We start from the raw sequence: 11,944 nt of genomic DNA, 5'->3' as shown, positions 1-11,944 counted from the left end.
AAAGTCAGACATCACTCCAACCTCTTTTCTTGGCGTTTAAGAATTTATTCTTTGCTGGAAAGCACGTATAACGTCATTTAAAGTCATATCGCCGCCGATTTCATCCAGGAATTGTACCAGTTTGTCTTGATTCGATGGTGTAATATTTTGTAGTGTTTTATATTGCCCTACCAATTCAACGACCAATGTGGCTTCTCGAAACAACGTGACCGCATCCACTCTTAACTTCCCACTCACCAGTAATGCTGCAACAATAAGTTCCAGATTTTTTCCTTTTAGGTTGCCATTGAGAAGGGTGTTTGCAGCATTTGTTTTTTTGGAACCTTTATTCGATTTTCCGTTCCTTCTCACTGCCATAAGAGGTCCCCCGCTGCTTGATGTTTACTTCTCTTACCGTTGTTGTATCTTATGTATTTTTTCCTATAGTGTTCTAACGATTAAACTAATATAGTCGCACAAAAAAGAGACACCCGGATGAAATCAGGATGCCTCTTCATTTAAAAGAAGATGAAGTAATCAAGCAGGTTCAGATCACAAGATCCTCACTTAAATCAATCATTACGCGTTTTCAATAATGGTATTCATCGTTGTCCGATCCAGACCCTTCACCAGCTTCACGATCAGCGCTTTGGCTGCATCATAGTCATCCGTGTGAATGATGGAAGAAGAGGTGTGAATGTAACGAGCACAGATGCCAATTACCGTTGAAGGTACGCCGACTCCGCTCAGATGAACTGCTCCAGCATCGGTACCGCCTGGTGAGACGAAATACTGCATTTTGATCTGATTGGATGAAGCGGTGTCCTGAACATATTCAACCATACCCCGATGGGTAAACATGCCTGGATCAAAAATACGAAGCAAAGCACCTTGTCCGATGTGACCGAACGACTGTTTGTCACCTGTCATATCATTCGCCGTGCTACAGTCGAGTGCGAAGAAGATATCAGGCTGAATCAGGTTGGCGGCAGTCCGTGCACCACGAAGCCCCAGTTCTTCCTGAACAGTTGCACCGGAATAGAGCGTGTTAGGCAGCTTTTCCTTGTGCAGTGCTTCAACAAGTTCAAGTGCAAGTCCTACTCCGTAACGGTTATCCCACGCTTTTGCCATGATTTTCTTCGGATTGGCCATCGGTGTGAATTCGCAGATGGGCACGATCTGCATCCCCGGATGAATACCCCAGGATTCTGCTTCTGCACGGTTGTCCGCACCGATATCAAGGTACATGGAATTCAGATCCACCGGTTTATTCCGTTGTGATTCATCCAGCATGTGAGTAGGTGTAGAACCTACAACCCCGGTAATCCGGCGCTCAGGTGTGATGATTTGCAAACGCTGAGAAAGAACAGCCTGACTCCACCATCCGCCCAGTGGACGGAATTTAATCATGCCTGTTTCGGTAATGCCTGTGGTCATGAAACCAACCTCGTCAAAGTGTCCGGCTACCATGACTTTGGGACCGGATTCCTCTCCACGTAATACACCAAAAAGACTCCCCAGACGATCTTGAACAAATTCATCGGTATAAGCGGATAGTTGCTCTTTCATCCAGCCGCGAAGCTCACGTTCAAAACCGGATGCGGAAGGGAACTCCGTTAATGTGCGGAACATATCCATCGTTTTTTCATTCATGTGTCAACAGCTCCTCTGTATGTATATCAGGTCTCGGCAGAACGGCTGCCAGACTGTTGTCCTTGAGCAGGACATCTTATTTAACCACTGGTCACACTATAGTATGGGCCTTGCAGACGGAATTGTCCATGTCTATGTCACGTATCACAGGTCTGCATTTTGCCTCTTTTTGTTGCCAAATGGGCTGCAAAATCCGCACGTGCCTTAATCCTGAAGCAGCAACATTGAATATGCATATAGTGAGGAATAGTTGTGCGTACCTTGTATTCGACGGGATCCCTTATTCGTTTGCTGACAGCAGGAAGGAGTTGGGACAATAGATGAAGCCACCCGAGGAAGGAAATGAGAGTTTACTTTTAATCGTCCTTTTTATTTTGCTCGTGATCTTTCTGCTTTATTTATAAAATGTACAAGGCCTCTGATCCGGTGCTGAGCGACTCATCTAATTCGGCTACTTCATCTTGCTGGAAACATATACTGTCTGTCGCCGGATACATAACCTTCCGATTATTAACAAACAATGAATAGAGAATTACACACATAGGCATTCAGCCGTAGCTTTTGACTCATTTCCACATAAAGGAGGTTTTGCGTCGTGCCATCTCAAACGAAATCAGGTAGCGAGAAAAAAGCATCGTCTCTGTCCATCAGTGAACAGGATTACAAAAAGGTGGCCAAAAAACATGAGCCTTCCCGTCCAATCTGGACGAATTGCATCAAGGCATTCTTCGTTGGTGGAATTGTCTGTGTGATCGGACAGGCTATTCAGGAAGCATTTATGGCTGGATTCGACATGTCGTCCAAAGAAGCATCCAGTCCAACCGTTGCGGTCATGATTCTGATTTCAGTCATACTGACTTGCCTCGGCGTGTATGACAAAATGGCCCAGTGGGCCGGAGCAGGTACGGCTGTGCCCGTCACTGGTTTTGCCAATTCCATGTGCTCCGCAGCACTGGAGCATCGTGCCGAAGGTTTGGTGCTTGGTGTCGGTGCGAACATGTTCAAACTGGCGGGTTCGGTGATCGTTTTTGGTGTAGTGGCAGCCTTTATTGTGGGCATCGTCTACGCCTTTCTTGGATTCGGGGGTGGACATCTATGAAACGACTTGGTCGTCAATCCTGGCAGTTTGAGAATCGTCCCCGTATTATCGGCAGAGCCACTGTAGTCGGTCCGGATGAAGGACAAGGTCCCCTGGCATCCGATTTCGACTATGTGTATGACAATCTGGAGATTGGGGAGAAAACCTGGGAAAAGGCGGAGCGCAAGCTGCTCGAACAGGCGACCCAAATGGCATTAATCAATGCCAATATTACCAAGGAAGAGCTTCAGTTTTTTGTAGGTGGGGATCTGATGAACCAGATTATCAGCAGTTCATTTTCGGCTCGTAAACTGGGTGTTCCTTATCTCGGGATCTTTGGTGCCTGTTCAACTTCTATGGAAACTCTGGCTCTGGCTTCCCTGATTGTGGATTCTGGTGGAGGTGACTATGTACTTGCAGGTACGGTCAGTCATAACTGCACGGTGGAGAAGCAGTTCCGTTACCCAACGGAATATGGATCTCAAAAACCGCCTTATGCCCAGTACACGGTAACAGGCTCGGGGTGCAGCGTAGTATCCCGCACAGGTGATGGTCCTGTCGTTACACGTGCAACAATAGGAAGAGTTATGGATCTGGGCATCAAGGACCCGTTTAACATGGGGGCAGCCATGGCTCCTGCGGCTGCGGATACCATTATTTCCCATTTCCGCGACACAGGGCTTGACCCCGGTTATTACGATCTGATCGTTACAGGTGATCTTGCATCGGTTGGATTGCCCATCGTCAAGGAGCTTTTGCATAAAGAGGGCATACCGATGGAACAAACCGTGTTCAATGATTGCGGTCTGATGATCTATAACCTGGAAAAGCAGCCGCAGGTTGTGGCTGGAGGAAGTGGCTGCGGATGTTCGGCGACCGTGACCTACGGTCATATCCTGAACCGGATGCAAAAGGGGGAACTTCAAAAGGTATTGGTTATTGCTACAGGCGCGTTGTTATCTCCACTCTCATACCAGCAGGGCGAGAGCATTCCTTGTATTGCTCATGCCGTAGCTATAGAAAAGGAGGGCTGAAAAATGCAGTTTTTGTGGGCATTTATCGTTGGCGGTTTGATATGTGTCGTGGGACAGCTTCTAATGGATGGGGTCAAACTGACTCCTGCACATACCATGAGTACACTAGTGGTTGCCGGTGCTGTTGCTGATGCTATTGGCATATATGATCCATTGGTCAAGTTTGCCGGGGCGGGAGCTACCATCCCCATTACGAGCTTTGGCAACTCCCTTGTGCATGGTGCATTGACGGAACTGGAGAAAGAAGGATGGATTGGTGTCATTACGGGGATCTTCGATCTAACCGCAGCGGGTATTTCGTCAGCGATTATCTTTTCTTTTCTCGCAGCATTAGTGGTTCGACCCAAAGGGTAACAGGGCATGGCAGAAATTAGTCGACATATATATTGATCTTGGCAGGGGCTTCGGATAACGTCTATCCGGGCCTCTTTTTGTCGTAATCATGCGAGAACTGCGGCGAATCTGACGGCTGGAAACAAATTGTGAGTTCCTTCGAGTGTACTCGTGACCATGGATCATGTACAATAAAAGGAAATCTGTATGCTTTTTTAGGAGGTTAGACCACATGCCTGTGCGCAAAGAGTCGATCCAAATCATATCCGCAGTTCGTTCTAATCTGGAATCATGCATCATGGGGAAATCCTTTGAAATTCAACTTTTGCTCACAGCTTTGCTTGCAGGCGGACACGTTCTGATTGAAGACGTACCGGGAACTGGCAAAACGCAATTGATCAAAGCGTTATCAAAATCTATGCGCGGAGAGTACCGCCGCATTCAATGTAATCCTGATATTTTACCTAGTGATATTACCGGAGTATCCGTATTTCATCCGCGTGACGAGCGTTTTTACTTCCGTCCAGGACCAGTCATGACCAACATTTTGCTGGCAGATGAGATTAACCGGGCGACGACGAAAACACAGTCCGCTTTGCTAGAAGTGATGGAGGAACGCAGTGTAACTGTAGATGGTGACACGTATGATCTGCCCCATCCATTTATGTTATGTGCCACCCAGAATCCAATTGATTTTGAAGGTACGTACACATTGCCGGAAGCGCAACTTGACCGGTTTATGTTGAAAATAAGTTTGGGTTATCCCGACAAGGAGATCGAAAAAACGCTGCTGAAGCAGCATCAGTTGGGTCAGCCTGTAGATCGGCTTGAATCCGTGACTCATATGGACCAGATTTCGGCGATTCAACAGGAGATCAAGGAAGTATTTATCGGCGATCCGGTCATGGACTATCTGCTTGATGTGGTTCGCCAAACTCGCTCCCATCCATCTGTATTGCTGGGTGCCAGCCCGCGGGCAGCCATTTCGTTCATGATGGCTGTCAAGGCATTTGCCTTTTTGCAGGAACGTGATTATGTGCTGCCGGATGATGTGAAGACGATGGCGCCTTATGTGATATCTCATCGGATTGTACTTCGCCCCGAATCGAGATTGGACAGCATGAGCTCCGAAGCCGTACTGAATTCCGTTCTCCAGCAGGTTCGTGTGCCCGTCTCCATGGGGCAATAATTCATGAAGCTGCTTTTGAGTACGGTCCGTAGGGGAATACGCCACCCACGCGTATGGAGCATCGCGGCGGTGTGGATGTGCTGTTTAGTGTATGTTTTGTTCCAGGGCGGAAAGACCTCTCTTATGTTACTGTCGATGGTGACCCTGCTTTGTGTGTATCTTGCGATTGCTGGATTTAGCGGAGTAAGGCGTGCCCAGGGGGTACGGAAACTTTCTTCCGGTCATGATCATGAAGAATTGCTTCATGCCGGTGCCCAGGTACAGGTGCAGCTGAATTTGAGAATTCCTGGTTTCTTGCCACTTCCTTATGTCGTTGTACGCGAAATGTTGCATCGGCATAACGGAGAATCATGGTCCTTCAAAGAAAGTTTGATCCCGAACATGCGAGGGAATGGCGAATTGTCATTTCAGACACCACCGCTTGAACGGGGGAAGTATGTTTTTGCGGAAACGGAGTGTGCCAGTGAGGACATCTTTGGGCTGATTGAGCACCGGGGAACGTTCAAGGCCAAGGGGGATTTTCGCGTGCTGCCGCGGACGGTATTTATTCCGTATTGGCAGCTGTATGACCGCAAATCACGGTTATCCGGTCCTCAGACGGCCTTGACCCGCTCACGCAGGGAGACAACCCAGATTAATGGCGTGCGTGACTACGTGTACGGAGATCGGCTTTCCCGCATTCACTGGAATGCAACCGCGAAGACCGGGAACTGGAAATCCAAGGAGTTCGAACATGAGTCTGTACCCAAAACCATTTTGGTGCTTGATGCGCTGGTAGGTAGCTATGAACATGGTGAAGCGTTTGAAATTGCCGTATCCACTGCTGCTTCCTTACTGGAGTATGGGACAAGAGAACGAATGGGGATGGGATTGCTGACGTTGTCAGACAAGACTACATTCCTTGCTCCCAGCGAAAGTCTGCTGGAACGGCAGAAGATGATGCATCATCTGGTGGATATCCAGTACAATGGGCAGGATAATCGATTGCTTCCCGGTGTTGAAAAGATGGTAAGACAGCTGCCACAGGGCGCTTATTTTGTAGTGATTTCTCCCCAGAACGATGAAAAAGTACTGGAACTGTTGCGATGGGCTGATACTCGGGGCATGACCCCGTGTCATATTCTAATTGATACTAGTGAATCTCGCCGGAGTGCCGAGTGGAATGCCATGCTGCGAGGGAGAGGCACGAGATCATTCACCGTATCCCATCTGCAGGAGCTTCCGACGGTTATGGGGGGAGGTTCTGTATGAGTTCAAAAGGTAATGAGAGCGTAGCCCTAAAAAGATCTTGGTATCATGCGGCTTCCTTACTCTGGATTTTTCTGATTGCAATGCAGTGGATTTCGTTCACGCAGGAATCATGGTATACGGAGACGACTTCGTTGGTGTTATGGACACTTGCAGCTGTCAGTGTTCTGGAGGTCATTTTGCCCTTCAAAACGATTTATCGGGCGATTATCAAGGCGGTTGTCATTGGTTACATTTTGCATAAAACCCTGATTGATTATTCGGTGTACATCCCTTATGGCACGTTAACGGAGCGAACGGAGCAGTTTATATTGCATCTGGCACCGTACATCTGGTTCTCCTTGTGTACATGGGTGATGCTTGAAGCAGCTGTCCGTTTGGTTATTACGACTCGCCGCATTCTCGTTTTCCTGGGCATAAACATCATCTCAATGGGCATTCTCGACTCCTTCACCCAGATTCCACTCTGGGTTGAAATTGCTTGGGTTATGTTTGCGGGAATGGGATGGCTGGTGTGCCAGCACTTCCGTAATTTTCAGTTGCATTATCCACAAGGTTGGAAGCGAGTTATCCGGCATCCTTATAAAATCCTAGCTAACATCGCAATCATATTTTCTTTGATTATCGTGGCCAGTGTGAACATGCCGGAAGTTCCGCCTACCTTGACGGACCCATATACGGCTTGGCGTAACTATACAGGGACTTCGGGGAGTCAGTCAGGTAACGGGAACCTGGATATTCCTGCCGCTACCGAATCGGGGTACAGCAGGGAAGATAACCAGCTTGGTGGGGGATTTAACTTCGACTATACCCCGGTTATGTCCGTCACCACCAATGAACGCAATTACTGGCGCGGTGAGACACGTTCGGAGTACACAGGCACAGGTTGGGATGATCGGGGACAAGGCGCGACAGCGGATGTTGAAGCGGGGCAATCTCTGAAAAATGACGAATCCGGGAACGTGAACACCAAACAAGTGACTCAGAAAGTGACGATGCTGAATGGGAATGTGTATCCGATCCTTTTCGGCGCATATTCGATCTCGGAAGTGACTTCGGTCAACGGTGAAGCCCGATCTGACCGCATGCTGTGGAATGCCAAACAGGCAGAACTGCATGTTGTGACAGACCGCCAGCAGCCGCAATATCCCAAGACGTATACGATCGTATCCGAAGCACCGGTCATTGTGGAAGATGAGCTTCGCACCAAGTCTTTTGATGATCTGTATACGAGCAATCCGACAGATGATATATATCTGCAACTGCCATCCCGATTCCCTGATCGGGTTACGGACTTGGCGGATGAAATTACGGCATCTGCAAATACGCCGTATGAAAAAGTGGCATTACTGCAAGACTATTTACAACAAAACTTTGATTACACAAACAATCCAGATTTATCTCGTAAAGTAAGCAGCGATTTTGTCGAAGGATTTCTATTTGACATTCGTGAAGGGTACTGTGATTACTTCTCGACTGCTCTCGTCATGATGGCGCGCTCGGAGGGGATTCCAGCCCGCTGGGTGAAGGGGTATGCGCCTGGACAATTGTCCCTGAATTCAGACATGCAGGCTCCACGCCAGCCCGGCGCCGAGATTGAGACAACGTATACCGTTACGAATGCAGATGCGCATTCCTGGGCAGAAGTGTATTTTGGAGAGTATGGATGGATTCCGGTTGAAGCGACTCCGGGTTTTGACATGCCGCTGCTCACGGAACAGCCTGATGCACAGCCTGTAGATGAGCCTGAAGAACAACCTGAAGAGGAACCGGTACAAGAAAAAGAGCAGGCCCCTGCACCTGAGCAAGCATCGTCCGGCATCCCGGCTTTTGTAATCTGGGCTGCGGGAGCGATCATTGTATTATGGGTAGCTTACATGTTCTGGCGCAATCGCTTCTCGCTTCGCTTCTTCCTGCTTCGGCTACGAACAGGTGGACCACTCACTCCTGAACAGAAGGTATTAGTGGAGACGGAGCGCTGGATTCGCTATGCGAAACGCAAGGGATTGACCCGAAGCGGGGATGAAACACTTCGTGAATCGGTAACCCGCTGGAGCCAAGCGAAACCCGCTGCATCAGCGACACTGCATGAACTTCTAACGAAGTTTGAACAGACTCGCTACAGTCCGGCGTCCGTGACAGCGGACGATTGGAAGGCCGTCTATCAGACAGCCTTGAAGCTGCGCAGGGAACTCAAAACGGAACGGGCGTAGTTGTCGCCCGTCCCGTTTTTCCGATTTTCCCCACGCAAACAGGCACTGTATGCATTTTCAGGAAAGACGGATTTGTGATATAGTGTGTCGTATGAAACTGAGGTGACTTCTTTGTTTAAAATGTTAATGCCCAAGCTGCGTGTAGACACGGTTTTTGACATTAATCTGGAAGAGCTGTACGCTCAAGGCTACCGTGGAATTATAACTGATCTGGATAACACACTCGTCGGAGCCAAAGCCCCTGACGCTACGCCTGAATTGATTGAATGGTTCGCGCGTGTGAAAGCGGCCGGTTTCAAGCTGATGATTGTGTCCAATAACAATTTGAATCGTGTATCCCTATTTGCGACGCCACTGGATATCCAGTTTGTGCATAGTGCACGCAAACCATCGAATGTACCGTTTCGTAGAGCAATGAAAAAGATGGAGTTAACTCCGGATAAAACGATTGTAGTAGGCGATCAGATGCTTACGGACGTCTATGGAGGGAACCGACTGGGATTGTATACCGTTCTGGTGCTGCCGATCTCCATTGGGGATGAAGGATTTATGACCCGCTTCAATCGGCGCGTGGAACGGATTGCTCTAACGAGTTTACGCAGGAAAGGCTTATGGCTTGAGGAGGAAAAGAAGAAATGACAGAAACGCATAACGGCAATCTTGCCGTAAGGTGCAGCGGATGCGGCGTGCATCTGCAAACAGAAAATCCCGAAATACCAGGGTTTATACCCGAGAAGACGCTGGATCGTGAACCGGTCATCTGTCAGCGTTGTTTCCGTATCAAAAACTACAATGAGTCATCATCCGTTACAGTGGATCAGGACGAATTCCTGGCGCTGCTGAGCAAAATCGGGGATAAGGATGCACTTGTCATCCATATCGTTGATTTGTTTGACTTTGATGGCAGTATCATCTCCGGTTTGCAGCGTTTTGTAGGCAACAATCCGGTACTGCTTGCTGTGAACAAAACGGACTTGCTTCCCAAAGTAACGAACTGGAACAAGATCCGTAACTGGGTGCAGAAGCAGGCCAAAGAACAGGGTTTGCGGACGGTGGACGTAGTCTTGTGCAGTGCGAAGCAAAATCAGGGCTTTGACCGACTGCTTGAGCTTGTTGAAACGTATCGCGAAGATCGTGATGTGTACGTGGTTGGCGGTACCAACGTGGGTAAATCCACACTGATTAACCGTCTGATCCGTGATTACAGTGATCTGGAGCAGGAACTGACGACATCCCGTTATCCGGGAACGACGTTGGACATGGTTAATATTCCTTTGGATGATGGAAAATATATTATTGATACGCCCGGAATCGTATATCCATGGCGTTTCAGTGAGATTGTTTCGCGTAAGGATCTGGCTGCCATTATGCCGGACAAGCCGCTTAAACCGGCTGTGTATCAATTAAATTCTGGTCAGACGCTGTTTTTTGGCGGCATGGCTCGTTTTGATTTTATTGAGGGGGATCGACAGTCCTTCACTTGTTTCATCAGCACATCGCTGGAAATTCACCGGACGAAATTGGAGCGTGCAGATGATCTGTACCGTGACCACCTGGGAGAATTGCTGTCTCCACCAACCCGTGAAGATGCAGCAGATATGGCTGAATGGACCAAGCATGAGTTCCGCATCAAACGTGGGAGTCAGTCGGATATATTCATCTCTGGTCTGGGCTGGGTTAAGGTGAACGGAGAGAATGGAGCACTTGTTGCTATTCATGCTCCAAAAGGTATTCGTGTACAGATCCGTCCTTCCCTGATCTAGGACGTGTCTTAAATCTCACTTAAGGGCATCTTTCACCGCCTTTTCGCCCCCTGCTGCGTCACTTTCTCTTGACGTACCCCGGTACGCCTGCGAAAAAGTTCCTGGCCTGGAACGAAAATTCGGCAAAATCTGTTCCTTTCGGAGTTATAAGACACGCCCTAGTGTAAACTCAGAACCTGTACATCAGATCGGATCGGAGGTGGACTGTATTGGAACAAAAAAAGTTCAATCCCTCACTTCCCGTGTTGCTTGGGGTTATGGGCGATCCAATCGCTCACTCCAAGTCACCGGCAATGCATAATGCAGCTTTGCAGGCTGCAGAAGTGAATGGGATGTACATGCCCTTGCATGTTCGTCCCGAGCAGCTGGAAGCAGCCATCAAAGGTATTGTCGCTCTGGGGTATCGCGGTGTAAATGTGACCATTCCCCACAAAGAGCATGTGATGCAATATCTGGATGTGATTGATGAGAGTGCACGGCTGATTGGCGCGGTGAATACGATCGTCAATGAAGAAGGCAAGCTGACGGGCTATAATACCGATGGCATCGGTTATGTTCGTTCATTGAAGGAGGAGGCTGTTCCGGAACTCGCAGGCAAACGTATCGCTGTTCTGGGAGCCGGAGGAGCAGCAAGAGGTGTGATATACGCCCTCACTCTGGAGAAGCCTGAACGGATTAGTATTCTTAATCGCACAGCCGATAGAGCCGTTGCACTTGCTTCTGATCTGCGGGCTCATGGGCTGGGTGACATCATAGGCAGTGGAATGGAAGAGGCTGCTGTGGTACTAGCTTCGGCCGACATTGTCATTAACACAACAGCCGCAGGTATGCACCCGCATGTGGATGATCTGCCTGTTGATCCTGCGCTGATTCGTGAAGGCGCAGCCGTGAGTGATCTCATCTACAATCCGCTGGAGACTCGTTTGCTTCGGGAGTCCCGATTACGTGGATGTACTGTGCATGGTGGTCTGGGCATGTTTGTGTACCAGGGAGCTGTAGCCTTTGAGCACTGGCTCGGCGTGCCAGCTCCCGTGGATACCATGAGACGTGCGGTACTAAACAGTTTTGAAGTGTAAAAATATAATTGAACGGTCAGGTCCGGACAGTCCTTGAGCTGTTTATCAGGACCTGCTCAACATAAGGAGTATGGAGTATTCATGTTAAACGGTAAACAAAAGCGCTTTTTGCGTTCACAGGCACATCATCTGACCCCTGTATTTCAGATTGGTAAAGGGGGCACCAATGAGCACCTGTTCCGTCATATCGAAGATGCAATCGAGAAGCGCGAATTGATGAAAGTGCAAGTGCTGAACAACAATTTGGATGACAAAAATGAGATTGCGGAAGAAGTTGCCCGTGAAACGGGAAGCGAACTTGTGCAAGTCATCGGTAGCACGATCATCCTGTACAAAGAATCGCGCGATAACAAACAAATCGAACTACCTAGGTAAGGG

12 protein-coding genes are annotated in these 11,944 nt (G+C 48.7%); 10 read left to right on the top strand and 2 right to left on the bottom strand.

Annotation, left to right across the window (positions count from 1 at the left end; genetic code table 11):
* Window positions 1–36: 36 nt before the first annotated feature.
* Both ACR32F_RS23540 and ACR32F_RS23535 read right to left on the bottom strand, forming a co-directional pair.
* The gene (locus ACR32F_RS23540; RefSeq protein WP_440111300.1) at window positions 37–357 is read right to left on the bottom strand and encodes a hypothetical protein; all 321 of its coding nucleotides are present in this window, start codon (window positions 355–357) and stop codon (window positions 37–39) included.
* Window positions 358–558: 201 nt separating this feature from the next.
* Complete coding sequence (locus ACR32F_RS23535) at window positions 559–1,632, bottom strand: M42 family metallopeptidase (RefSeq protein WP_440111298.1); 1,074 nt, start codon at window positions 1,630–1,632, stop codon at window positions 559–561.
* Between the two features lie 595 nt (window positions 1,633–2,227).
* Here ACR32F_RS23535 and spoVAC point away from each other — a divergent pair.
* The 10 genes from spoVAC to yhbY all read left to right on the top strand — a co-directional run bounded on the left by spoVAC (window position 2,228) and on the right by yhbY (window position 11,941).
* Window positions 2,228–2,731 carry a stage V sporulation protein AC gene (gene spoVAC, locus ACR32F_RS23530; RefSeq protein WP_440111296.1) on the top strand — a complete coding sequence of 168 codons (504 nt, stop codon included), beginning with the start codon at window positions 2,228–2,230 and terminating at the stop codon, window positions 2,729–2,731.
* The gene (spoVAD, locus tag ACR32F_RS23525; RefSeq protein WP_440111294.1) at window positions 2,728–3,744 is read left to right on the top strand and encodes a stage V sporulation protein AD; all 1,017 of its coding nucleotides are present in this window, start codon (window positions 2,728–2,730) and stop codon (window positions 3,742–3,744) included. The genes spoVAC and spoVAD overlap by 4 nt, the downstream gene beginning before the upstream one ends.
* Window positions 3,745–3,747: 3 nt before the next feature.
* Complete coding sequence (gene spoVAE, locus ACR32F_RS23520) at window positions 3,748–4,098, top strand: stage V sporulation protein AE (RefSeq protein ID WP_440111292.1); 351 nt, start codon at window positions 3,748–3,750, stop codon at window positions 4,096–4,098.
* 211 nt (window positions 4,099–4,309) lie between these two features.
* On the top strand, window positions 4,310–5,266 hold the full coding sequence (locus tag ACR32F_RS23515; protein ID WP_440111290.1) for an AAA family ATPase: 957 nt from the start codon (window positions 4,310–4,312) through the stop codon (window positions 5,264–5,266).
* Between the two features lie 3 nt (window positions 5,267–5,269).
* A complete protein-coding gene (locus ACR32F_RS23510; protein WP_440111288.1) occupies window positions 5,270–6,517 on the top strand; it encodes a DUF58 domain-containing protein in 1,248 nt (415 codons plus the stop codon).
* Window positions 6,514–8,727, top strand: coding sequence for a DUF4129 domain-containing transglutaminase family protein (locus ACR32F_RS23505; RefSeq protein WP_440111286.1), 2,214 nt, complete (start codon window positions 6,514–6,516; stop codon window positions 8,725–8,727). The genes ACR32F_RS23510 and ACR32F_RS23505 overlap by 4 nt, the downstream gene beginning before the upstream one ends.
* A gap of 111 nt (window positions 8,728–8,838) precedes the next feature.
* The gene (locus ACR32F_RS23500; protein WP_440111284.1) at window positions 8,839–9,366 is read left to right on the top strand and encodes a YqeG family HAD IIIA-type phosphatase; all 528 of its coding nucleotides are present in this window, start codon (window positions 8,839–8,841) and stop codon (window positions 9,364–9,366) included.
* Complete coding sequence (gene yqeH / locus ACR32F_RS23495) at window positions 9,363–10,490, top strand: ribosome biogenesis GTPase YqeH (protein ID WP_440111282.1); 1,128 nt, start codon at window positions 9,363–9,365, stop codon at window positions 10,488–10,490. Before ACR32F_RS23500 ends, yqeH begins: the two co-directional genes overlap by 4 nt.
* Window positions 10,491–10,699: 209 nt before the next feature.
* Complete coding sequence (aroE, locus tag ACR32F_RS23490) at window positions 10,700–11,566, top strand: shikimate dehydrogenase (RefSeq protein WP_440111280.1); 867 nt, start codon at window positions 10,700–10,702, stop codon at window positions 11,564–11,566.
* An 81-nt stretch (window positions 11,567–11,647) separates the two neighbouring features.
* Entirely contained in the window at window positions 11,648–11,941 is a 294-nt protein-coding gene (gene yhbY / locus ACR32F_RS23485; RefSeq protein WP_024628520.1) for a ribosome assembly RNA-binding protein YhbY, read from the top strand.
* Window positions 11,942–11,944: the final 3 nt, after the last annotated feature.

The sequence above is a fragment of the Paenibacillus hebaui genome (genome assembly GCF_051934385.1).
Lineage (GTDB): Bacteria > Bacillota > Bacilli > Paenibacillales > Paenibacillaceae > Paenibacillus.
Note: the sequence above shows the minus strand (reverse complement) of the source record. Positions and strands in the feature narration are given on the sequence as shown.

Coding starts and splice junctions, on each gene's coding strand:
- ACR32F_RS23540 (WP_440111300.1), bottom strand. CDS start 357: ATGGCAGTGAGAAGGAACGGAAAATCGAATAAAGGTTCCAAAAAAACA.
- ACR32F_RS23535 (WP_440111298.1), bottom strand. CDS start 1,632: ATGAATGAAAAAACGATGGATATGTTCCGCACATTAACGGAGTTCCCT.
- spoVAD (WP_440111294.1), top strand. CDS start 2,728: ATGAAACGACTTGGTCGTCAATCCTGGCAGTTTGAGAATCGTCCCCGT.
- spoVAE (WP_440111292.1), top strand. CDS start 3,748: ATGCAGTTTTTGTGGGCATTTATCGTTGGCGGTTTGATATGTGTCGTG.
- ACR32F_RS23515 (WP_440111290.1), top strand. CDS start 4,310: ATGCCTGTGCGCAAAGAGTCGATCCAAATCATATCCGCAGTTCGTTCT.
- ACR32F_RS23510 (WP_440111288.1), top strand. CDS start 5,270: ATGAAGCTGCTTTTGAGTACGGTCCGTAGGGGAATACGCCACCCACGC.
- ACR32F_RS23505 (WP_440111286.1), top strand. CDS start 6,514: ATGAGTTCAAAAGGTAATGAGAGCGTAGCCCTAAAAAGATCTTGGTAT.
- yqeH (WP_440111282.1), top strand. CDS start 9,363: ATGACAGAAACGCATAACGGCAATCTTGCCGTAAGGTGCAGCGGATGC.
- yhbY (WP_024628520.1), top strand. CDS start 11,648: ATGTTAAACGGTAAACAAAAGCGCTTTTTGCGTTCACAGGCACATCAT.